Annotated in this window: 21 protein-coding genes; 10 read left to right on the forward strand and 11 right to left on the reverse strand. The window is 63.3% G+C overall.

Annotated elements, in window-relative coordinates; translation table 11 throughout:
* Positions 1-146: 146 nt before the first annotated feature.
* Positions 147-2,576 (forward strand): HAD-IC family P-type ATPase, encoded by a 2,430-nt coding sequence (locus tag ARUE_RS18755; RefSeq protein ID WP_014922891.1) that lies wholly within the window; start codon positions 147-149, stop codon positions 2,574-2,576.
* Here the strand turns inward: ARUE_RS18755 and ARUE_RS18760 are convergent.
* Positions 2,558-2,968, reverse strand: a complete 411-nt coding sequence (locus tag ARUE_RS18760; protein WP_051025028.1) for a hypothetical protein — start codon at positions 2,966-2,968, stop codon at positions 2,558-2,560. The two genes, ARUE_RS18755 and ARUE_RS18760, sit on opposite strands and share 19 nt — an antisense overlap.
* 133 nt (positions 2,969-3,101) lie before the next feature.
* Between ARUE_RS18760 and ARUE_RS18765 the strand changes: the two genes are divergently transcribed.
* The 3 genes from ARUE_RS18765 (at position 3,102) to ARUE_RS18775 (ending at position 6,788) form a co-directional block, all read left to right on the forward strand.
* Complete coding sequence (locus ARUE_RS18765) at positions 3,102-4,682, forward strand: alkaline phosphatase D family protein (RefSeq protein WP_014922893.1); 1,581 nt, start codon at positions 3,102-3,104, stop codon at positions 4,680-4,682.
* Positions 4,683-4,844: 162 nt separating this feature from the next.
* Entirely contained in the window at positions 4,845-5,504 is a 660-nt protein-coding gene (locus ARUE_RS18770) for a hypothetical protein (protein WP_014922894.1), read from the forward strand.
* Between the two features lie 48 nt (positions 5,505-5,552).
* A complete protein-coding gene (locus ARUE_RS18775; RefSeq protein WP_043470727.1) occupies positions 5,553-6,788 on the forward strand; it encodes a pyridoxal phosphate-dependent aminotransferase in 1,236 nt (411 codons plus the stop codon).
* 18 nt (positions 6,789-6,806) lie between these two features.
* On the opposite strand, the gene ARUE_RS18780 is transcribed toward ARUE_RS18775, so the two are convergent.
* Positions 6,807-7,844: a zinc-dependent alcohol dehydrogenase family protein gene (locus tag ARUE_RS18780; RefSeq protein WP_014922896.1), complete on the reverse strand. Its 1,038-nt coding sequence runs from the start codon at positions 7,842-7,844 to the stop codon at positions 6,807-6,809.
* Between the two features lie 93 nt (positions 7,845-7,937).
* Between ARUE_RS18780 and ARUE_RS18785 the strand changes: the two genes are divergently transcribed.
* Together ARUE_RS18785 and ARUE_RS18790 are read left to right on the forward strand one after the other, a co-directional pair.
* On the forward strand, positions 7,938-8,396 hold the full coding sequence (locus ARUE_RS18785; protein WP_014922897.1) for a carboxymuconolactone decarboxylase family protein: 459 nt from the start codon (positions 7,938-7,940) through the stop codon (positions 8,394-8,396).
* Positions 8,397-8,413: 17 nt separating this feature from the next.
* Positions 8,414-9,322 (forward strand): sigma-70 family RNA polymerase sigma factor, encoded by a 909-nt coding sequence (locus tag ARUE_RS18790; protein ID WP_014922898.1) that lies wholly within the window; start codon positions 8,414-8,416, stop codon positions 9,320-9,322.
* A 31-nt stretch (positions 9,323-9,353) separates the two neighbouring features.
* Here ARUE_RS18790 and ARUE_RS18795 read toward each other — a convergent pair whose 3' ends face one another.
* Positions 9,354-9,803, reverse strand: a complete 450-nt coding sequence (locus tag ARUE_RS18795) for a hypothetical protein (protein ID WP_043470730.1) — start codon at positions 9,801-9,803, stop codon at positions 9,354-9,356.
* A 34-nt stretch (positions 9,804-9,837) separates the two neighbouring features.
* Positions 9,838-11,826, reverse strand: a complete 1,989-nt coding sequence (locus tag ARUE_RS18800; protein ID WP_014922900.1) for a primary-amine oxidase — start codon at positions 11,824-11,826, stop codon at positions 9,838-9,840.
* A gap of 122 nt (positions 11,827-11,948) precedes the next feature.
* On the opposite strand from ARUE_RS18800, the gene ARUE_RS18805 reads away from it, so the two are divergent.
* Entirely contained in the window at positions 11,949-12,539 is a 591-nt protein-coding gene (locus ARUE_RS18805) for a TetR/AcrR family transcriptional regulator (protein WP_011776238.1), read from the forward strand.
* On the opposite strand, the gene ARUE_RS18810 is transcribed toward ARUE_RS18805, so the two are convergent.
* Entirely contained in the window at positions 12,540-13,181 is a 642-nt protein-coding gene (locus ARUE_RS18810) for a LysE family translocator (protein ID WP_014922901.1), read from the reverse strand.
* 161 nt (positions 13,182-13,342) lie between these two features.
* Here ARUE_RS18810 and ARUE_RS18815 point away from each other — a divergent pair, with 161 nt between their 5' ends.
* Both ARUE_RS18815 and ARUE_RS18820 read left to right on the forward strand, forming a co-directional pair.
* Positions 13,343-14,755, forward strand: a complete 1,413-nt coding sequence (locus ARUE_RS18815) for an aldehyde dehydrogenase family protein (RefSeq protein ID WP_014922902.1) — start codon at positions 13,343-13,345, stop codon at positions 14,753-14,755.
* 135 nt (positions 14,756-14,890) lie between these two features.
* Positions 14,891-15,748 (forward strand): prephenate dehydratase, encoded by an 858-nt coding sequence (locus tag ARUE_RS18820; protein WP_043471523.1) that lies wholly within the window; start codon positions 14,891-14,893, stop codon positions 15,746-15,748.
* Here ARUE_RS18820 and ARUE_RS18825 read toward each other — a convergent pair whose 3' ends face one another.
* From ARUE_RS18825 to ARUE_RS18850, 6 genes are all read right to left on the reverse strand, one after another.
* Positions 15,749-16,168, reverse strand: a complete 420-nt coding sequence (locus ARUE_RS18825; RefSeq protein WP_014922904.1) for an arsenate-mycothiol transferase ArsC — start codon at positions 16,166-16,168, stop codon at positions 15,749-15,751. It abuts the gene before it with no gap.
* The gene (locus tag ARUE_RS18830) at positions 16,168-16,824 is read right to left on the reverse strand and encodes an arsenate-mycothiol transferase ArsC (RefSeq protein WP_014922905.1); all 657 of its coding nucleotides are present in this window, start codon (positions 16,822-16,824) and stop codon (positions 16,168-16,170) included. The genes ARUE_RS18825 and ARUE_RS18830 overlap by 1 nt, the downstream gene beginning before the upstream one ends.
* Before the next feature lie 40 nt (positions 16,825-16,864).
* Complete coding sequence (locus ARUE_RS18835) at positions 16,865-18,241, reverse strand: FAD-dependent oxidoreductase (RefSeq protein WP_014922906.1); 1,377 nt, start codon at positions 18,239-18,241, stop codon at positions 16,865-16,867.
* 29 nt (positions 18,242-18,270) lie between these two features.
* The gene (trxB, locus tag ARUE_RS18840; protein WP_011776243.1) at positions 18,271-19,248 is read right to left on the reverse strand and encodes a thioredoxin-disulfide reductase; all 978 of its coding nucleotides are present in this window, start codon (positions 19,246-19,248) and stop codon (positions 18,271-18,273) included.
* A 24-nt stretch (positions 19,249-19,272) separates the two neighbouring features.
* Complete coding sequence (locus tag ARUE_RS18845) at positions 19,273-19,695, reverse strand: arsenate reductase ArsC (RefSeq protein ID WP_011776244.1); 423 nt, start codon at positions 19,693-19,695, stop codon at positions 19,273-19,275.
* Positions 19,696-19,831: 136 nt separating this feature from the next.
* Complete coding sequence (locus ARUE_RS18850) at positions 19,832-20,506, reverse strand: arsenate reductase/protein-tyrosine-phosphatase family protein (protein ID WP_014922907.1); 675 nt, start codon at positions 20,504-20,506, stop codon at positions 19,832-19,834.
* Positions 20,507-20,552: 46 nt separating this feature from the next.
* Between ARUE_RS18850 and ARUE_RS18855 the strand changes: the two genes are divergently transcribed.
* The gene (locus ARUE_RS18855) at positions 20,553-21,290 is read left to right on the forward strand and encodes an aquaporin (RefSeq protein ID WP_014922908.1); all 738 of its coding nucleotides are present in this window, start codon (positions 20,553-20,555) and stop codon (positions 21,288-21,290) included.
* Positions 21,291-21,316 lie beyond the last annotated feature (26 nt).

The following is a 21,316-nucleotide window of genomic DNA, read 5'->3' on the forward strand; positions in this document are numbered from 1 at the left end:
ACCGGCCACTGACCGGCCACGCCAGCCGGACAGCGACAGCCGACGACGACGACAGCGACTTAATGCCGCGCGGCTGGCATACTCATTCCCATCGCACGCCCTGTCCGATGACAATCCCTGAAGCGACCCAAACAACGGGGGAATGAGTGGAACTCGAGAAGGATCAAGCAGGGGAAACCGTCCGGCAAAAGATGGCCTCCACTCAAGGACTGAGCACTGCCGAGGTTGCCGAGAGGGTCGCCGCGGGGCAAACCAACGCGTTCGTCCAAGACACCAGCCGCAGCGTGTGGAGCATCGTCCGCGCCAACGTGCTCACCCTGTTCAACGGCATCATCCTTGCCTGCTTCATCGTCCTTTTCGCGATTGGCCGCTGGCAGGATGCGCTCTTCGGATTCAGCGCGATAGCGAACGCGGTCATCGGCAGCGTCCAGGAATACCGGGCAAAGCGGGCTTTGGACCGCCTGGCCCTGTTGAACGCCCCGCATGCCCGGGTGATGCGTGAAGGCTCGGAAGCAGAGATCGCGTTGGACGACGTTGTGCTGGACGACACCCTTGTCCTGAGGGCTGGGGACCAAGTCCCAGCCGACGGTTTAGTGTCCGGATCACGCGGACTCCAAGTGGACGAATCCATGCTGACAGGCGAATCCGATGCCGTAGAGAAGGAAATCGGGGATCGGGTGTTGTCCGGCTCTGTTGTGGTCGCCGGTGAAGGATCAGCGGTGGTGGATCGGGTGGGCGCAGATTCCTTCGCCAACTCGCTCGCCGCCGAAGCCAAACGGTTCTCCCTTGTAGCGTCGGAGCTCCGCTCCTCGATCGATCGCGTCCTGAAATGGGTCACCTGGTTCGTCGGTCCCGTGGCGTTGTTGGTTCTGAACGCACAGATGATTGCCCAAGGCGGGTGGGCCGAAGCCTCGGCAAGTGGAGCGTGGCGGGACGCAGCGACGGCGACTATTGCCGCCGTCGTCGCCATGGTCCCCCTGGGGCTGGTGCTGATGACCAGCATTACCTTCGCTGTGGGGGCGGTAAAGCTGGCCCGTCAGCAGGTGCTGGTGCAGGAGCTGCCCGCGGTGGAAGGCCTTGCGCGGGTGGACATTATCTGCCTCGACAAGACCGGAACCCTCACCCAGGGCGACATTGTTTTCGACGCCGTGCACCCGCTCACCTCTCGTCCGGGTTGGGAGTCGGTTCTTTCCTGGTATGGCGTGCAGAAAGATGCCAACGCAACGGCCCGCAGCCTCGCGGGGCACTTCAACGAGCCAGCCGGCCACCCGCTTGACCGGGTGCCCTTCTCGTCGGCCCGCAAGTGGAGCGCGGTGATTTTCGACGACGGGATGTGGATTCTGGGCGGCCCCGAAATGGTGTTCCCGGACCACGACTCCAGCGATCCCGTGAAGCGGCAACTTGCCACCCAAGCCGCGGAGTTGGCAACCACCGGTCGGCGCACGCTGGTCCTTGCCCACGGCACACCCACCGACGACGAGACCGTTCCGCCAGATGCTGTCCCCGTGGTCCTCCTGACGTTCAAGGAGAACATCCGTCCGGACGCTGCGGAGACGCTCACTTACTTCGCAGCACAGGAAGTGGATGTCCGGATCATCTCGGGTGACAACCCACAAACGGTGGCCGCGATCGCCCGGGAAGTCGGCCTGGATGCACCCCACGGTTTTGACGCCCGGGAGTTGCCGGATGACGATAAGGAGTTCCTGGACGTCATCAACAACAACGTGGTCTTCGGCCGGGTGACACCTGACCAGAAGAAGCGGATCGTCGTGGCACTGAAGGCTGCAGGCCGCACTGTTGCCATGACTGGCGACGGCGTGAATGATGCCCTTGCCATCAAAGAAGCGGACATCGGTGTCGCCATGAATTCCGGTGCCGCCGCCACCAAGGCAGTGGCCCGGCTGGTGCTCTTGGACGGCAAGTTCTCGCACCTGCCCAGCGTGGTGGCCGAGGGCCGGCAGGTCATTGCCAACATCGAGCGCGTCTCCATGCTTTTCCTTACCAAGACGGCCTACGCGACGTTCCTGGCCATCGCGTTCGGCATTCTCCTTCTGCCTTTCCCGTTCCTTCCCCGGCAGCTCTCGGTGACTGACGGCCTGACCATCGGCATTCCGGCGTTCTTCCTGGCCTTGCTGCCCAACGCCCAGCGCTACGTTCCCGGTTTCCTGCGGAGGTCACTCACGTTCGCCGTGCCAGCGGGTGTGGCCGTGACCCTGGGCCTGGCCTCCTACGCCCGGCTCGCCGCGAACCTGCAAATTCCGGAAGCGGAGATCAGGACCGGGTCCACACTCATCCTGGCGATCATCGGCATCTGGATCCTGGTGGTGCTCTCGCGACCGGTCACCCGGTTCAAAGGGATGGTCATCGGCGCCATGATGATCGGGCTGGTAGTCGTCTATTCCGTGCCGATTGCCCGCGATTTCCTCCAGTTCACCGACCCAACGCTGCCCACGGCGCTACTCGTCCTGGGAACATCCGTGGCTTGTATCGCGCTGATCGAGATTGTCCGCTTCGTGCACCGCCGTGTTGCCTACCGGGACGCCCAGGAGGCCCTGCGTCAACGAGTCTCGAAGTAGCGCCGCCCGCGGCCGACCCACAGCGGGATAACTACGGCCACCGTTGCGATGGATTGCGAGATCACAGCGGACCAATCTCCATCAGAGGCAATAATCAGGTCCAGCACGGCAAAGGCCAGGCCGAGCAGCATGACCGCTGTTGCGCCGCGACGGGCTGCCTCGCTTCCCCGCGCCACTCCGGATGCCAGTCCGATCACCAACAAGCCGAACAGGATCATGCCTGCACCTAGCAACGTGATGGGCAGGGCAATGCCACCGGACTGGGCCTCCGGCGTGTAGCGCAGGAAAATCGTCAGGATCCCCAGAATGATTTGGGCGATGCCACCGATGTACGTCAGCACCACAGAGAACGTCACCGCACCAGGCCGCTTAGGGCTTTCCCCCGTCGTCATGAACTGAGCATAGACGAGCCCTCATCACGGCCAGCACTGATTTAGCCCGGGATAACAACTTTTGTCACACAATTAACCGCTGATTCACGCCACCCTTGAGCTCAGTCAACCCAGGCTACCTAGGGTCGGGTAAATGGAAAACATCTCACGCAGGTCCCTCATCTCGGCCGGCCTCGGCGCCGGACTCGTCGCCGCCTTGCCAGGCACCGCCGTCGCCGTTTCAACAGCTGACGACGCCGGCCTCCGCACCGATCCGTTCACCCTCGGCATTGCGTCGGGCGAACCATGGCCCGACGGCTTCGTCATCTGGACCAGGCTTGCCGTGAACCCCGTGGCCGAAGATGGCCTGGGCGGGATGCCCACCCGCAACGTCGCCGTCGCTTGGGAAGTCGCAGAAGACCCTACGATGCGCCGGGTAGTAGCCCGCGGCGTCGAACATGCAAGGCTCGAAACCGCCCACTCGGTTCACGTCGAACTCAAGGGCCTCAAGCCGGGCCGGGAATACTTTTACCGTTTCCGTACCGGGCGGCACATGAGCGAAGTTGGCCGCAGCCTGACAAGCCCGGCGCCCGGCGAGACCCCCGCCGTCCTGGCTATGGCGTTCGCCAGTTGCGCCCAGTACGAGCACGGCTATTTCACAGCGTATAAGCGTCTGGCCGAGGACCACCCGGACCTGGTGCTCCACCTTGGCGACTACCTCTACGAGTACAAGAAGGACAGCTACGTGATCGGCGGCGGCAACCCCCGCGATCATGAAGGGCCGGAGACCGTCAGCCTCGCGGGCTACCGCCAACGGCACGCCCAATACAAGGCCGACGCCGATCTGCAGGCGGCGCACGCAATTGCGCCTTGGCTGGTGGTATGGGATGACCACGAGGTGGACAACAACTGGGCCGACGAAATCCCCGAGAACAGCGATGCGGGCCAGATGAACGACACCACCGAGCGTTTCCGTCAGCGTCGCTCAGCAGCATTCCAGGCGTACTACGAGAACATGCCGCTGCGTTCGTCATCGGTTCCGGCTGGATTCGACATGAAGATCTACCGCACCATCCAATGGGGCCAGCTAGCCAACTTCCACATGATGGACACGCGGCAATATCGGGACGATCAGCTCGCCGGTGACGGCTGGCGGAAGAACGTCGCCGAGCGCCTGGACGAGAACCGCACCATCACCGGTGCTGATCAAGAGAAGTGGCTGCTGGACGGATTCAAGGGCTCAACGCAGCGATGGGACATCTTGGGCCAGCAGGTTTTCTTCGCCGAGCGGGATCGGGACAAAGCGCCGAACATCGACGATGTTTCCATGGACGGCTGGGACGGCTATGCCGCTTCCCGCCGCCGCATCACCCAAGGCTGGGTGGACGCCAAGGTGCGCAACGCCGTCGTACTGACCGGCGACGTCCACCGGCACTGGGCCACCGACCTCAAGGTCGACTATAAGGACCCGGCGTCGCCTGTGGTTGGTTCGGAACTGGTGTGCACTTCCATCACTTCCACGGGCGATGGCACCGGATCCACCACAGATCCGACCATGGCCTGGAACCCGCATTTGAAGTTCTACAACGACAACCGCGGCTACGTGAACACGCGCATCACGAAAGACGCCATGACCGCGGACTTCCGGGTACTGGACTACGTCACCACGCCGGGCGCTCCGGTCAGCACCAAGAAGTCCTTCACCATCAACGATCGCGTCCCGGGCCTCGCCTGACCCTGGTTCACCCATGGAGGGGACCCCCGCCCGCTGATGCGGCCGGGGGAACGGGCACTCGATCGATTGGAGTTACCCCTGAACCCCAGTGACTACGGGGAACAGCGGGAGTAGCCTAGTTCCAGTTGAATTAGTGGATCTCTGTCCGGCTGGGGTTCTGCCGTGGGCCATGTGCGTTCGTCGCTGTCCGACCTCCTGGGGGTACTTTCCGACGCCGTCGCCCCTCAGCACGTCAGGTTCGACGACGGGTCCCCCACCGCCGTCGTTCCCCCACCTGACGCTCCCGTCACCGTCCGTGCCGTCTCTCTCAACCGGGTAGGCAGGTCCCGTCGCGAAGGCCCGGTTCTGGACCTTGAGCTGAGGGTGGCCGTGGAGTGTCACGGCCCGGAGCAGTTGGACAACATGGAGCAACTGCTGCTGGCTGTGGAACTGCACAGTCAGTACTCCGTAGTGTCCAACGGCGAGTTCCGGCCCGAGGAGTACTCCGGTGCCATCCAACAAGGGTTGGGCTTCCTGGTCTGCATCCCTGTATCCCTTCGCTTCGAGGAACCGTCGGATCCGCCTGCCCAGGCGGCAGTGGGCAACACGGCTGCCGGACGCCGGATCCGGGGACGACTGGTGGACGGGCACAACAAAGGGATTCCCGACGCCTACATCCATGCCCATTCCTCGGCCACCGCCGCCGTCAGTGACGCGACAGGGCACTTCGAGGTCCTGGCTTCAGCGGACGACGTTCAGCACTTCGCTGTTGCTGTGGACGGCACTGAACGGGAAGTTTCGGCAAGCACCCGGCGCCTTCCCGTGGTCATTCGCTGGGTCTGATTCCGGAACAGTTTGCCCCTCTGGGCCGGTGCCATGAAAAGATCAACCATGCGTCCGATGCAGCACTCCAGCAAACTTCAGAATGTCCGATACGAACTCCGTGGACCCATCCTCCAAGCGGCCAAGGCCATGGAGGCCGAGGGCCATCGCATCCTCAAGATGAACCTTGGGGACACAGCACCGTTTGGGCTGGAGGCGCCGGAGTCTGTTGTGGTGGACATGATCCATCACCTGCGGGGTGCTCAGGGTTACAGCGATTCCAAGGGCATTTTCTCCGCCCGCACCGCCATCTCGCAGTACTACCAGACGCGCGGACTGATGAGCATCGGCGTGGAGGATGTCTTCATCGGCAACGGCGTCAGCGAGCTCATCTCCATGACACTGCAGGCGTTCATGGAGAACGGTGACGAAATCCTTATCCCCGCACCGGACTACCCCTTGTGGACCGCAGCTGTGACGCTGACGGGCGGCAACCCCGTGCACTACTTGTGCGATGAGGAGGAGAACTGGTGGCCGGATATGTCCGACGTCGAAGCCAAGATCACCCCGCGCACCAAGGGCATTGTGATCATCAACCCGAACAACCCCACCGGCGCCGTCTATCCCCGCCACATTCTGGAGCAGTTCGCAGCGCTGGCCAGGAAGCATGACCTCGTCCTGTTTTCGGATGAGATCTACGAGAAGATCCGCTACGTGGACGCCCCGCACATTCACACGGCGGCCGTAGCGGACGACGTCTGCGTCCTGACGTTCAGCGGCTTGTCCAAGGCATACCGCATGCCCGGTTACCGGGCAGGCTGGGTTGCCGTCACGGGACCCCGGACCGCAACCACTGCCTACCGGGAGTCCTTGGAACTACTGGCCTCCCTGCGGTTGTGCGCCAACGTTCCAGCCCAGCACGCAATCCAGACGTGCCTGGGTGGGTACCAAAGCATCGAAGCTCTCATCCGACCCGGCGGCCGGCTCCGGGACCAGCGGGACCTGGCGTGGAAACTCCTCACCGCGATCCCGGGCGTCAGCTGCGTTCCCGCCGCGGGCGCCATGTACCTTTTCCCCAAGCTGGATCCGGAGATCTACCCCATTGCCTCCGACGAGAAGTTCGTCCTCCAACTCCTGCAGGAGCAGAAAATCCTGGTCTCGCACGGAACGGCATTTAATTGGCCCACGCCGGACCATTTCCGGTTTGTGATCCTGCCGGCGGTGGAGGACATCGAGGAAGCGGTGCGCCGCATCGATCACTTCCTCGCCGCGTACAGGAACCGCCCCGCAGACTCACCCAACTAGGTCGGGCGGGGGACGTACTTACAGAGCAGGGTCAATCATGGTCATGCCGGCGGGGTTTGCTTGGTCGAAGCCGGGCAACAGTGCCGCTGCGTCTTCCAGGCCAATGGTGCGTTCGATCAGCAGCTGCGGTTGGAGCGCGCCCTGTTCGATGAGCGCCATCATGCCCGGATAGTCCACGGCGGCCATGCCGTGACTGCCCAAGATGTCAAGTTCCCAGCCGATCACACGGGCCATGGGCACTTGCGGGTTGCCGTCGATGGACGGCAGCAACCCGATCTGGACGTGCCGGCCTCGCCTGCGAAGGCTGAGGATCGCGTCGGCGCAAGTCTGTTCACTTCCGACGGCGTCTACCGCCACGTGGCTGCCTCCGCCGGAGAGGGCGTTAACTGCGGCGGGGATGTCCGCGCCATCAGCGAGCACAGTGTGTTCCGCACCCAAGCGTGCCGCTACAACCAAGGCCTCGGGGTTCCGGTCCACTGCAATGACCCTCGCTCCCATGGCCTTGGCGATCATCACAGCGCTCAGCCCCACGCCGCCTGCGCCAACCACGGTCACCCACTCGCCGGCCTTCACCTGCGCACGGGCAGCCAATGCACGGTATGCCGTGGCGAAGCGGCAGCCGAGGCTTGCCGCCGTCGTGAATTCAACATTGTCAGGGATGGCAACCAGGTTGCTGTCGGCAGCGTGCAGGGCCACAAACTCGGCGAAAGATCCCCAGTGGGTGAAGCCGGGTTGTTGCTGGTCCGGGCAGACCTGTGCGTCGCCGGCCAGGCACCATTCGCAGGTGCCGCAACCGCAGACGAACGGGACGGTGACGCGGTCGCCCACCTTCCAACGCTGGACGCCTTCCCCGACGGCGTCGATGACACCGGCGAGCTCATGCCCCGGTACGTGGGGCATGGCGATGTCATCGTGGCCGGCCCAGGCATGCCAATCACTGCGGCACATGCCCGTCGCCAGCACTTTCACCACCACGCCTCCAACGGGGGCGTGGGGTTTGGCGACCTCCCTCACGTCGGGCTGGGTCCGGACCTCATCAAAAACTACTGCGCGCACCGACTGACTCTAACAATTGCCGGCCCCTGTCACACTTTCGGCGCCGTATCCGACAACCCTCATGTAAGGCACCATCACTGAAGGGAAAACAACATGCCCCGCATCAATATCGGCCGAAGCAACAAACTCGGCTACGCCGCCGTCATCGGACTCGAAGGCTATGCCCGCAAGTCAGTCGATCCCGATCTCTACGAACTGATCAAACTTCGCGCCTCCATTCTCAACGGCTGCGGCTTCTGTGTGGACATGCACGCCACGGACGGACGGAAGCGCGGGATCCCGGAAAGGAAGCTACATGCCGTGGCGGCCTGGCAGCACTCGAAGGTGTTCTTCGATGCGCGCGAGCAAGCAGTTCTTGCCCTGACCGACGCGGTAACACAGCTGGGCCCGGAGACAGTCACGGACGAAATCTGGAACGCTGCGGCCACGCATTTCGACGACAGCCAGATGGGCGGCCTGCTTCTGGCCATCTCCACGATCAATGTGTGGAACAGGATCGCTGTGAGCACCCAGATGGAACCGCCGGTTGATGAGAAGAACCCGATCGTCTGAGAGGTAGCGTTGGCAGCATGACTCTTGCGGTGTCGGCCACTTCGGCGTGGCAGAGCGAACGGAACCGCCTTCTGGGGATCGCCTACAGAATGTTAGGCGACTTCGGGCATGCGGAGGACGTGGTCTCTGAAGTGGCGATCGATGCTGTTCAGCGGGAACGCAAAGCGGACGCGGGCCGCGTGGATTCGTGGCCCGCGTGGCTGACAACGGTCTGCGTGCGGCGCTCTGTTGACCGGGTGCGCCAACTCGCCGCCGTGCGGGAGGAGTACACCGGTCCCTGGCTGCCCGAGCCTGTGGATACCACCATCCTCCCGGAAGAAACGGTGGCCAACCGCGAGCTGCTGTCCTTGACCCTGTTGCATCTGGCTGAGCAGCTGGCGCCGGAAGCCCGTGCGGCACTGGTACTGCATCGCGCTTTCTCCATGTCCGCCCCGGAGATCGCGGAAATCCTGGAAAAGACCCCAGCCACCGTGCGCCAGATGATTTCACGGGCCGAACGCCGCTTGGAGATCGATCCCGCGGCACCCGCTCCCCGGGCCAAGGATCGCGCAGCCCTGGACAAGCTGGTTCGAGCGATCGAGCAGGGAGACATTGACACGGTTGTAGCCATGCTGGACCGGGACGCCGTTCTATGGGCCGACGGCGGCGGCAGGGTCAAGAGCGCCATGAACCCTTTGTTCGGGGCGGTCAGGATCGCGCGGTTCTTTGCGGGCATCCTCGGCAAAGCGGTGGTTTTCGATCCTGTGCGGCCGGTGAGCGTTGGGGTCATCGGGGTCAATGGCGAGGCGGCCATGGTGCTCAGGCATCATGGCCGCTCAGACATCCTGGTGATCAACACCGGCCCGGACGGGAGCATCCGGGAGCTGCGCCAAGTGTCCAACCCGGACAAGCTGACGCGGGTTTCGTTATCCGCCGGCGCGAAGTAGCGGGAAACCTGCCAAGTCGCTGGATATTTCCCTACGACGTGGAAGGATTCCCGCGAACTCGGCCAGGCCGCCCACGCCGGAGGCGGGCCACCAGCGTGGCGGCGAGTAACGCCGTCGTGATTTCCAGTCCGATCACCAGCAACAAACCGGCAGCGCCGGAGGTATCAACAGCGTTCGACGCCGGTCCCCGGCCGTGGGCGTGTCCGGAACCGCTTGCTCCCAGCAGCAGGACGGCATGGAGTCCCACCATTGCCAAGGCTGAGATGGTCACCTGGTGGAGTGCGCCCACCCGGCTGTGGCGCCAGATATGGACGGTGCACGGAACACACACTGCCGCCAGGCCGATCATGAGGATGCCCAGCCACGCGCCGTGGTGTCCCGAGGCTGCGAGCCACAGGTGCACCAGGCAAGAGACCGCCGTGAGGGCCGCGCAGATCCGGGGGTGCAGGACAGGCCCGGAGGCCCGGACCCGTCCTGTCATTTCCGTGTCCTGGGTCTGAGGCCCGGGCTGCGGCTTAGTGGCAGTGCCCGGCAGGCTCGCCATGTTCCCCGCCGTGCTCGCTGCCGGAGGCTGCCTCGCTGTGGCAGCTCGAGCCTGTTGCGTTGGCCGGCACGTCCAGGACCGGGCTGCGGTCAAAGAAGCCTTCCGGACGGAGTTTGAAGCCGACGGTGTCCACGGGCATGATGGGCCAGTCCTCCACCCGCGGGAAGTGAGTGAGGCCGAAGGTGTGCCAGAGGACGATGTCCTGGCCGTCGATGTCGCGGTCCTGGGCCACATAGGCCGGCAAACCGGCGCCGCCGGAGTGCTGGTTCACGAAGTCGCCCGTGGGGTAGCGTTCCTCGTCGGCATAGCGGGTGACCCATACGTCCTTGGTGGCGAAAGCCGCACGCTTCGCAATGGAGGAACCGGGATCAGCCAGCAGCGTGGGCTGGTTCTCGGCGTGGAGTTTGTAGCCGACCGGCTCACCCAGGCGGTTTTTGGACTCGGGGTTGGAGATGATCCAGGTGCGGCCTGCGCGGGCATCGGCTTCGCGGACGGCCTGGGACTCTGTGGCCAGGACAGTGCGCTTGCGGGAGAACGCATTGCCACGCTCGTTGCCTTCGCCCATTGCCTGCCGGACCACGTCTTCTTCCTCCACGCGGTTGGCGAAACCGTCAACTGCCATGTCCAGCCGGGCGCTGAAGAGGTGCTGATGGAACGGGGCGCCGAGGCCGGGGGCCAGCTGGGAGATGTTGTCCGAGCCGCCTTCCGGGAATGCACTGGTGAATACGACGCCGGTGGCCTTTGCTTCGAATTCGATGGTGCCATCCAAGTAGAGGTACCAGTAGAAGCCGTAATCGTAGTTGCCGATGGTGGTGAAGAAGGAGATCACCAGTCGGCGGTTGCGGCGGGTGTAATTGATGCCGGTCCACAGGTCAGAGTGCTTGGAGAGGATGCCCCAGTCTTCCTCGTGCATGCAGATGCCGTTGCGGATCTCGCGTGGGTTGCCGAAAGCATCGCTGATGACAGGGCTGAGGTACGTGATGTCACCCAGGCAATCGCAGCCCAGCTCCAAGGAGTTCGCGTACTGACCCACCAGGTATTCACCGGTGTCGAAGTAGTTCTGCCATGACCGAATGGGCGAGGGATCACCGTACGGAACAACCATTTCGGCAATGGAGGCACGGTTGATGATGGGACGCTTCTTGCCGCCGTCCTGAAACGCCAGGTTATGAAGGACAACACCTTCGCGGACATCGAAGCCAACGTCCACGCTCCACTTCTCCCACTCCACATGGTTGCCGCCGGTGACGGTGAAGCTGGGGCCTTCCGGCTGCGTGATGCTGATGGGCTTCTGCGTTTCCCGGAGCGGGCCCGTCAGTTCAGGATCCGTGTAGTTTCCGTGCTCAGCCGGGATTGGCATGACGCCCAGATCGATGACCTGCGTGACTTCCTTGTTGACCACGTCCACGTACGCCACCAGCCCATCGACGGGATGGGCCCAAGCGCTGTCCTCCGGGAAGTCCTGCACAAACGCGAGCCCACGGAGGATGCGGCGGCCTTTCTCTTCGGCGTACTCAAAAACTCCCGCGGACAACGGAGCAACGCGAACATTTTTCACGTCCAGGTCCCGGGCCGCGAGAGCGGCGAGCCAACGCTCATCGGTGGCGAGGAGTGTCTCGACCACCTCAAATTCTTCTTCCAGCACAGGGAGTTCGCCTGAGACCTTGGTGTCCAGCTCTATGGCTGTCAGGATCTCGCCGCGGGTCACGGAGACGAGGACATCAGTTGGGGCTCCGCCGGAGATGTCGTGAATGAAGACGCGGAAACGGCGGTCTACTTCTGCCTGCCCACGGGAAGGATCCACCAGCCCTAGGTAAGCGATCCGCCTTTCGGATTCGAGGTGTCCGGCGGCCTGCAGGATTGCTTGGACCTCAGAGATCTCGGCGCCCGTTGCCAGGGCGTACTGCGTGGCCTCAGTGGCTACGGCGTCAGTTGCTGTCTCAGTTGCTGTGGGCGTCATGGCTGCCTCTGGTCCGGGACCTATGATGGTCAGGATTTATTTTCTATAGGTGTAGAGAATAACCAAAACGTAAGATGGGTCACAAGACCTGTCCACCATTTATTTTTCCGGGAGCCCATCCAGTGCCAAAGATTGTTGACCACGATCAACGACGCCTCGAACTGGTAGACGCAACATGGCGGATCATCGCGAGGCTGGGCATGGAAGGTGCCACCATGCGGGAAATCGCCGAGGAAGCAGGCTTCGCCAACGGCGCCCTCAAGCCCTACTTCCCCACCAAGGACCTCCTGCTGACGTCGGCGTTCGGGCACGTCTTCAACCGCACCAACCAACGCATCGCCACCATGACAGATGGACTCTCAGGGGTGGCGGCCCTCCGCGCGTTCTGCGCCGAAGTCCTGCCGCTGGATGAAGAACGCGTCAACGAAGCCCGAATCGTGATTCCGTTCTGGCAGAAGGCACTGAACGACGCTGACATGGCAGCACTCCACAGCGAGTCCATGAGCCAGTGGCACACCACCATCACGGCTCATTGCGCGGCAGCCCGGGCGGCCGGTGAGATCACCACCCCTATCGGGGACGCCGCCGTCGCCGACCACCTGCTCAACATGATGCTGGGGGCGCAAATCGTTGTGGCGTTGTCCCCCACCGAGCATTTCTCGCGCGACCTCGCGGGGCAGTTGGATAATTACCTGGCGCTACTGGCCGGCTAGCTAGCTGGTGGCGCCCGACGCCACCACGCCGACACCCAGCCCGGCGATCACACCGCTGCTGACACGCTCGACGACGGTACTCATCTTAGGGCGCTTGAGCCACCGCATCGCCTTGAATGCCACGACGGCGATCATCGACAAATAGGCGAAGGCGATGACTGCCACCACCACACCCAGGATGAGCGAGGTGCCCATGGTGTCGCCGCCGTGCGGGATGAACTGCGGGACCACAGCCAGGTAAAACAAACCAACCTTGGGGTTGAGCAGCGTGGACAGCGCCCCGGCTCCCAGAGCGGAGAGTCGGCTGTACGGGAGAGGCGCGCTATCCCCTGTTCCGTCGGCGCTGGCTTTGGCGGCCTTCCGGGACTTGATGAACGACGAAACGCCCAAATACAGCAAGTAAAGGCCGCCGGCGATCTTGACCCAGCGGAACAATTCCGCGGACTGCTCGAGAATCGCAGCCAGGCCCACACCCACCAAACCAGCCCAGGCAATCGCGCCAAGCGCAGACCCTGCCGCCGCAGCAATGCCCGCACTGGGACGGTTCAACGCGATGCGCAGGACAAGGAAAGTGTCCGGACCCGGCGTTACGGACAGGACCAGGCAGAGACCAGCGAAGGCTGCGAGGGAGGCAAGAGTCACAAGCTCGATTATGAAGCACCAGGTACCGCCGGCAAAGCGTTCGCTTCCCGTCAAGGGCTGTTCGTGCGTAGACAAGGGCTCATCGCGTGATCCCGACCACACTGGAAACATCGCCGCGCGCCCAACCGGCCGCCAAGACTTACTACACGAGCGGAGTACCAATGGAGACTTACGACGCCCTGCTGGCCTCGATCACCCCGGCCACTGGCCAGAACAGCCGCACCATCCTTGACCCGGCCACGGGCGAGGCTGTTGGCCAAGCCCCTGTTCACACCGTCGAGGACCTCGAAGCCGCCATCGCCGCCGCAGCTACCGCGCAACCCGAGTGGGCTGCCTTAGGACACGACGCCAGGTCCGCTGCGCTCATGAAGGCCGCCGACGCCGTCGAACGTTCCGCCGAAGAGCTCGCCCAATTGCTCTCCCGCGAGCAAGGGAAACCACTGAACGGCCCGAACGCGCGCTTCGAAGTCGGCGCCTGCGCCGCCTGGCTACGCGCCACAGCAGCTACGCCGCTGCACCCCGAAACCGTGGTGGACGACGGCGAAACCCGCGCCGAACTGCACTACCGGCCCATCGGCGTCGTGGGTGCCATTGGCCCCTGGAACTGGCCCATGATGATCACCGTCTGGCAGATCGCGCCGGCGCTGCGCATGGGCAACGCCGTGGTGGTCAAGCCGTCCGAATACACTCCGCTGTCCGTGCTGGCGCTGGCCGCGATCATCAACGAAGAACTCCCCGACGGCCTGCTGACTGTGGTTTCCGGCGGCCGCGACGTCGGCGAAGCGCTGGCCTCGCACGATGCCATTGGCAAGGTCATGTTCACCGGCTCCACCGCCACGGGCAAGGCGATCATTCGCTCCTCGGCCGATACCGTCAAGCGGCTCACGCTGGAACTCGGCGGCAACGACGCCGGGATCGTCCTGCCCGACTCCGACCCCAAAGCCATCGCCGAAGGCCTGTTCTGGGGCGCGTTCATCAACACCGGCCAGACCTGCGCCGCCCTGAAGCGCCTGTACGTTCACGAGTCCCAGTACGACGCCGTCTGCACCGAGCTCACTGCCGTTGCTGCTGCGATGCCCATGGGCAACGGTTTGGATGAGAACAACGTCCTGGGCCCGTTGCAGAACCGGCAGCAGTACGACATCGTGGCGCGGCTGGTGGAGGCCGCTAAGGCTTCCGGTGCCCGCGTGCTGATCGGCGGCAACCCCGATGCCGATCAGCCGGGCAACTTCTACCCGACCACCCTGGTGGCGGACATCGACAACGACAACCCGCTGGTGGCCGAGGAACAGTTCGGACCCGCCCTGCCGATCATCAAGTACAGCACCGTTGATGAGGCCGTCGCCAAAGCGAACGCACTCGACGTCGGACTGGGCGCCTCCGTCTGGTCCTCCGACTTGGGTGCCGCACGCGAAGTCGCTTCACGCATCCAGGCCGGCACCGTGTGGATCAACAAGCACGGCGCCGTGGACCCCCGCGTCCCGTTCGGCGGTGCCAAGCAGTCCGGCTACGGCCTCGAGTTCGGCGCCGAAGGCCTCAAGGCCCTGGGCGTTCCGCAGGTCATCAACGGCTAACTTCCTTCCCAACTGACTGGCATTTGTGGTTGCTATGAGTCCTCGTTCCACCCACTAATGCCAGTCAGTTGGGTTTCCAGTCACAGGGTGGACGCGGTTGGGTTGCGGAAGGCTCCGCATGTAACCATGAGCAGCATGGCCCAGAAGATTGCGTACCAAGGTGAGCCGGGAGCCAATTCGGATCTCGCGTGCAAGGAAATGTTCCCCGAACTGGAAAGGGTTCCATGTGCGAGCTTTGAGGACGCTTTTGAACTAGTGTCCACCGGCGAAGTGGATCTGGCCATGATCCCCATTGAGAACTCCATCGCCGGGAGAGTGGCCGATATCCACGTCCTTCTCCCCCAGTCCAAGCTGCAGATCGTCGGCGAGTACTTCCTGCCCATCCGCTTCGACCTTTTAGGGATCCCGGGCAGCACCATTGAAGGCGCCACGGAGGTCCATAGCCACATTCACGCTTTGGGGCAGTGCCGCAGGATCATCCGGGAAGCCGGCCTTAAGCCCGTCATCGCTGGTGACACCGCCGGCTCGGCCCGCGAAGTCCGGGACTGGAACGATCCCCGGAAGTTGTCCCTCGCTCCGCCGCTCGCTGCCGGGCTTTACGGGCTTGAAGTGTTGGCCTCCGGAGTGGAGGACGATCCCACCAACACCACACGCTTTGTTGTTCTGGCCCGTGAACGCGAGCTTCCCACCAAGGAAGAACTGCCCGGTCCAGCGATCACCAGTTTTGTGTTCCGCGTCCGCAACGTTCCGTCGGCCCTTTACAAGGCACTTGGCGGTTTTGCGACCAACGGCCTCAACATGACGCGACTGGAAAGCTACATGGTGGGCGACGAGTTCGCAGCCACCATGTTCCTTTCCGACGTCGAAGGGCACCCTGAGGATGCTCGACTCCGCCGTGCGCTGGAGGAACTCGAGTTCTTCACCACCGAGGTTCGGGTCCTGGGTGTTTACGCCGCCGACGGTTACCGTGAACGGAACACCGTCAGCGCCTAGTCACAGGCTGCCCACGAGTTCGCCGTACAACTTCTGAACCCGTGCGTGGATGTCATCTCTGACCAGGCGCATGCGTTCCATGCCTTGGATGCCACGCTCGGAGGGTTCGTCGGTGTCCCATACTTCAAACAGTTTGCCGGGAGGCGGATCGAGCTTGGCCTCCGCGCCCAAGACAATGACGGCGTCCACGAGACTGAGGACTTCGTTGGTGACAGGCTTGGGATACTCACCGGTGACATTGATGCCCAGCTCCGTGAGGGAGTCCACGGCCTGACTGTTCAAGGAGTCGCCTGGTTTGGTGCCGGCCGAATAGACAGTGACTTTGTCCCCGGCGAGTGCACGCATCAGGCCGGCAGCGAGTTGGGACTTGCCCCCGTTCTTGCTGCAGACGAAGAGGACTGCGGGGTGTTGAAGGGTCATTAGAGCGCTGCTTCTTTAGTGAGGGACGACACCAAGGCCTTGATGCGTTTATGGATCTCCTCGCGGATTTCCCGGACAGTGTCGAGGGATTGGCCTGCGGGGTCGGTGATTTCCCAGTCTTCGTATCGCTTACCAGGGTAGATCGGGCAGGAGTCCCCACATCCCATGGTGATGACCACGTCCGAGGCCCGCACAACATCGTCCGTGAGGGGCTTGGGGTAGATCTTGCCCAGGTCAAGGCCCATTTCATTCATGACGGCGACCACCCGGGGGTCCAGTTCCGAGGCTGGCATGGAACCAGCCGAGCGAACCCGGACCCTCCCCTTGGCTTCCACGTTGAGCAGGGCCGCGGCCATTTGGGACCTTCCTGCGTTCTGCGCACAGACGAACAACACCTCGGGGATTTCGGAAACCACGGGGTTCTTGGACTTGGCGAGGGCGGCCAGCCGATCGTTGGCGAAGTGCTCGGTAGTCGCCGGCAGGTAGGCGCTGATCTTCGCCGTCCGGGCCAGGGCCGTGTAGGACTCGAAGACGTAGCGCTCCACTGTTTCAGGGGCGAAGACCCCACTGAATCGGTCCGCAAGTCGATTGCTTATCCGGTGCAGGACTTCGGTGTTGTCCTGCAGTCCCAGCGTCGTTTCCTGTTGGTCGGTCATGGCACTACTCCCTTGGATGGGCAGGCTGGTTGTGGTGGAGTCAGTTTGCGGCGGAGCGGCCGTGAGCCAATCCCGTGGGGATGCCAATGAGCACTGGTTCCGGAGCGGAGCAGCAACCGCTGGACTGCTGGTCCGCTAACGACTGAACCCCGGCAGGCACGTCGCAGCTGGTACCGGCGTCGGATGAGCAGACACCGGTTTCCGGTAGCTTCAGGTGCACGGTGTCAGCCGCCGCCTGATCCCCTGCCAGCGCCGCAGCCACGGATCGGACCTGCTCGTAGCCGGTGGCCAACAGGAAGGTGGGTGCACGGCCGTACGACTTCATGCCGACGATGTAGAAGTCTTTCTCCGGGTGGGCGAGAACCTTCGCGCCGTGCGGCGGGACAGTGCCGCAGGAGTGAAATTCGGGATCGATCAGGGGCCCCAGTTCCGTAGGCGCTTCAACAGCAGGGTCCAGGTTCAGACGCAGTTCCCGGAGCATGTCCAGGTCGGGGCGGAATCCGGTACAAGGCACGACGACGTCCGTCACCACACTGCGACCGTCACCGGAGAGTACGGTCACGCCGTGCTCGGAATCGGCCAGCGAACTGATGCCGAAGCTTGTGTGCAGTTCGATCGTGCCGGCATCCACCAGACGGCGAAGTCGTGAGCCGAGCTGTCCGCGTGCGGGCAGGCCGTCAGCATCGCCGCCGCCGTAGACCTTCTCCGGGGATGCGCCGCGGATGGCCCAGAGAATGCGTGTTTCGGGATCTTCCTTGGCCAGTTCCGCGAGGTTGATCAGGGTGTTCGCTGCGGAGTGGCCCGCTCCGACCACCAAGACACGTCGGCCAGCGAACGATGCCCGATCCCGCCCGGAAACATCGGGAAGGGGTGACGAGATCCGGTCCGATGCACGAACCTCACCGATGGCAGGCAAACCTGAAGTGCCAAGGGGATTGCGGTTTGACCAAGTGCCGGAGGCGTCGATGACAGCCGACACCGTGTAGTCGCGCACCTCCCCGTCAGCGTGTTCAACGCGGACGATAAATGGGGTGGTGTCGCGGTCGCGCACATGGGTTTTGTCGAGGCCGGCGCGGGTGACTGCGGTGACGCGTGCGCCGGTCCGCAAGCGGGAGGCAAGGGCGGGGTGTGATGCCAGCGGGGCGAGGTAGCCATCAATGAGTTCACCGCCGTAGGGCAGGGCTGTGGGACGAGGCGATTCCCAGCCTGTGGGTTCGAGCAGCCGCAGGGCCGCATCGTCGAGGTTGAACCTCCAGGGTGAGAACAACCGGATATGCCGCCACTGTTCAATCGCGGCACCCGCTGATGGCCCGGCCTCGAAAACTATTGGCTCCAGACCGCGCTCCAGCAGGTGGGCCGCTGCAGCCAAGCCGATGGGGCCAGCGCCGATCACGGCGACGGGAAGGTTCTCAACCATGGGTAACTCATACCTCCGTTGGGTAAAGCTCAGAAGTGGGTAGGCTCTTCGACCAGTGCAGTTGCAATGCTGTCGGCGTCGTCCAGGGCGGCGAGGTAACGCTCAGCGTCGAGAGCGGCAGCGCATCCTGTGCCCGCCGCAGTGATGGCTTGGCGATAGCGGTGATCAACGGCGTCGCCACACGCGAACACACCGGAGAGGTTGGTCATGGTGGTTGGCGAGGCCACCTTGATGTAGCCCTCGGCGTCGAGGTCCACTTGTCCTTCCACCAGTTCTGTCCGCGGCAGATGACCGATGGCTACGAAAATTCCTGTGGCAGCCTGCTCACGGGTCTCACCGGTACGCGTGTCCTTGAGCGTTACACCAGTGACCTTCGTGTCCCCATGAATGGCCGTAATAGCCGAGTTCCAAGCGAAGGTGATCTTGGGATTGTCCTTGGCACGCTGCGCCATGATCCGGGATGCCCGCAGCTCACCCTTCCGGACCACTACCGTGACGGACTTCCCGAAGCGTGTCAGGAACGTGGCTTCTTCCATCGCAGAGTCACCGCCGCCCACAACGATGATGTCTTGCTCGCGGAAGAAGAAGCCGTCGCACGTGGCACACCAGGAAACTCCGTGGCCGCTGAGCTTCTTTTCTTCCGGAAGACCGAGCTCCTTATATGCAGAGCCCGTAGCGAGAATGACGGCAGGTGCCTCGTGGGTCTTACCGGCTCCGGTGACTACGCGCTTGAGGTGACCCTTGAGATCAACCTCAGTGACGTCGTCGAACACTATCCGAGCGCCGAACTTTTCCGCTTGCTCTTGGAGTCCATCCATGAGTTCGGGTCCCTGAATACCGCCCGGGAAGCCGGGGAAGTTTTCCACTTCCGTGGTGTTCATGAGGGCGCCACCGGCGGTGACGGAACCGGCCAGAACCAGGGGGTTCAAACCGGCACGGGCGGCGTAGATCGCCGCCGTGTAGCCAGCAGGGCCGGACCCGATGATGATCAGTTGTTCGTTGCTCACGGGAGTCGCTCCTGGTAGTTGGGGTTACTTGGCGGCGGGGGTCAGTGACGCAATAAGGCCCTCGATGCGGGTCTTGATATCGTCGCGGATCGGCCGAACGGCGTCCACACCCTGCCCGGCGGGGTCCTCAAGAACCCAGTCCTCGTAGCGCTTGCCGGGGAAGTACGGGCACTCGTCTCCGCAGCCCATGGTTATCACTACGTCGGATTCTTTGACGGCTTCAGTGGTGAGGACCTTGGGGATCTCGGCCGACATGTCGATACCAAGCTCAGACATTGCTTCCACCGCAGCGGGGTTCACCTTGTCTGCGGGCTGCGAGCCGGCTGAACGGACCTCGATGGCGCCTTCCGAGAGTGTGGTGAGGAAAGCGGCGGCCATCTGCGAGCGGCCTGCGTTGTGAACGCAGACGAACAGAACGGACGGCTTCTTGGCGGTTTCGGTGCTCACGGGGGTTCTCCTGTGTCAGTTGGGTCTGGTTGGGATCGATCCGCACCAATGCCGCGATGAGGGATATCGATATTCATCGATGCATTGAGTATCGGCCTATAGATTGACGATTGTCAATATACGGAAAGCTGTAGAACTAAGCCGCTCGCAGTCGGGGGGCGAGATCGTGGACGCGGCGTGAAATGTCGGCGAACACATCTTCAAACGCCTCCTCGCTGTCGAGTCGCACCGGATCCGGAATGGACCAGTGAATGCCGTGCAGCCCTGGCAGTTCCTCATGGGCGTTATCGCAGACGGTGATCACCAGATCTTCGTCACCGGCCACATGGTCGATCAAGCGGGGTTTGGAGCCCCCAAGGTCCAAACCGTGGCGGCGGGCGACGTCCACAGCACCTGGCGCCACATGTTCCGCCGGATGCGTTCCCGCCGAAACCGCCGGGATGTCGCTGGCCGTCCGCCACAAAGCGGTAGCCAATTGCGAGCGGGCGCTATTGCGGGTGCACACAAACAAGACCCGCCGCGCCCCGTGCTCGCGGCCGGGAGTGAGGCCTTCCAGCGCGCCGGGTGCCAGCCGAACATAGCTTCGCCGCTTGTCGGCTTCCGAGCGATGCCGGACCGCCAGCCCCGCAGCCTCCATGGATCGCAGATGGTGCGAGAGCAGATTCGCAGGCATGCCCAATTCCGTTTGCAGCTCAGTGGGTGATAGGTCTCCCAAGGTCAGCAGGTCTACGATGCGCAGCCGTGCAGGGTCGCTCAGGGCCGCGTACTTGGCGGCCCTCTCCAAAAGACTCGAACTTTGCTCAATATCCATTGATTCAATTTTGACTGAACTACTTTCATCGGTCAAGCTGTCTTTTATGACTTCTCACCCGACTGCCCTGTGGCGGCGCGCTCTCGCTGAAGCTCTGGGCACCTGCCTGCTGGTGGCCATCGTTGTCGGCTCCGGCATCGCGGCGCAGCAGCTCTCCCCGAATGACGTTGGCCTGCAGTTGCTGCAGAACAGTACCGCCACCGTGCTCGGGCTGACAGTCCTCATACTGATCTTTGGACCAGTCAGCGGCGCGCACTTCAACCCGGTAGTGTCCCTGGCGGACTGGATCCTGGCCCGGCGGACCGGCAGCGGACTGTCGCTGAGGGAACTGGGCGCGTACATTGCGTCGCAGACTGTGGGGGCGGTTGGCGGCAGCGTGTTGGCGAACGCCATGTTTGAGGTCGGCACCACAATATCCAGCAAAGACCGCACAACCCCAGGCCACCTTCTGGGTGAAGTCGTGGCAACGGCCGGCCTGATTCTGCTGATCTTCTCCCTTGCCGCCACTAAACGGGGCTCCCTGGCAGCCCCCGCTGTCGGCGCCTATATTGGTGCGGCCTACTGGTTTACGTCGTCAACGTCCTTCGCGAACCCTGCAGTGACGGTGGGACGAATCTTCAGCGACACGTTTGCGGGCATCGCACCCGGCTCCGCACCGGGCTTTGTCTTGGCGCAACTGATCGGCGCGGCAGTTGGGCTGGGTCTTCTCCTGCTGCTTTTTCCCACGGGTTCGCGCGTCGCCGAGGATGTGGTGGTGCCCCACCCCGTGGACAAGCGAGCTTGATCTACCCTTGTACCCGGGGGGAATGC

This window comes from Arthrobacter sp. Rue61a (assembly GCF_000294695.2).
GTDB lineage: Bacteria > Actinomycetota > Actinomycetes > Actinomycetales > Micrococcaceae > Arthrobacter > Arthrobacter aurescens_A.

What these genes read in the sequence shown, in the direction of transcription:
- ARUE_RS18850 (WP_014922907.1), bottom strand. Translation starts at nt 20,506, where the DNA reads ATGGATATTGAGCAAAGTTCGAGTCTTTTGGAGAGGGCCGCCAAGTAC.
- ARUE_RS18830 (WP_014922905.1), bottom strand. Translation starts at nt 16,824, where the DNA reads ATGACCGACCAACAGGAAACGACGCTGGGACTGCAGGACAACACCGAA.
- ARUE_RS18785 (WP_014922897.1), top strand. Translation starts at nt 7,938, where the DNA reads ATGCCCCGCATCAATATCGGCCGAAGCAACAAACTCGGCTACGCCGCC.
- ARUE_RS18825 (WP_014922904.1), bottom strand. Translation starts at nt 16,168, where the DNA reads ATGACCCTTCAACACCCCGCAGTCCTCTTCGTCTGCAGCAAGAACGGG.
- ARUE_RS18815 (WP_014922902.1), top strand. Translation starts at nt 13,343, where the DNA reads ATGGAGACTTACGACGCCCTGCTGGCCTCGATCACCCCGGCCACTGGC.
- ARUE_RS18760 (WP_051025028.1), bottom strand. Translation starts at nt 2,968, where the DNA reads ATGACGACGGGGGAAAGCCCTAAGCGGCCTGGTGCGGTGACGTTCTCT.
- ARUE_RS18765 (WP_014922893.1), top strand. Translation starts at nt 3,102, where the DNA reads ATGGAAAACATCTCACGCAGGTCCCTCATCTCGGCCGGCCTCGGCGCC.
- ARUE_RS18795 (WP_043470730.1), bottom strand. Translation starts at nt 9,803, where the DNA reads ATGACAGGACGGGTCCGGGCCTCCGGGCCTGTCCTGCACCCCCGGATC.
- ARUE_RS18775 (WP_043470727.1), top strand. Translation starts at nt 5,553, where the DNA reads ATGCGTCCGATGCAGCACTCCAGCAAACTTCAGAATGTCCGATACGAA.
- ARUE_RS18855 (WP_014922908.1), top strand. Translation starts at nt 20,553, where the DNA reads ATGACTTCTCACCCGACTGCCCTGTGGCGGCGCGCTCTCGCTGAAGCT.
- ARUE_RS18835 (WP_014922906.1), bottom strand. Translation starts at nt 18,241, where the DNA reads ATGGTTGAGAACCTTCCCGTCGCCGTGATCGGCGCTGGCCCCATCGGC.
- ARUE_RS18820 (WP_043471523.1), top strand. Translation starts at nt 14,891, where the DNA reads ATGGCCCAGAAGATTGCGTACCAAGGTGAGCCGGGAGCCAATTCGGAT.
- ARUE_RS18790 (WP_014922898.1), top strand. Translation starts at nt 8,414, where the DNA reads ATGACTCTTGCGGTGTCGGCCACTTCGGCGTGGCAGAGCGAACGGAAC.
- ARUE_RS18800 (WP_014922900.1), bottom strand. Translation starts at nt 11,826, where the DNA reads ATGACGCCCACAGCAACTGAGACAGCAACTGACGCCGTAGCCACTGAG.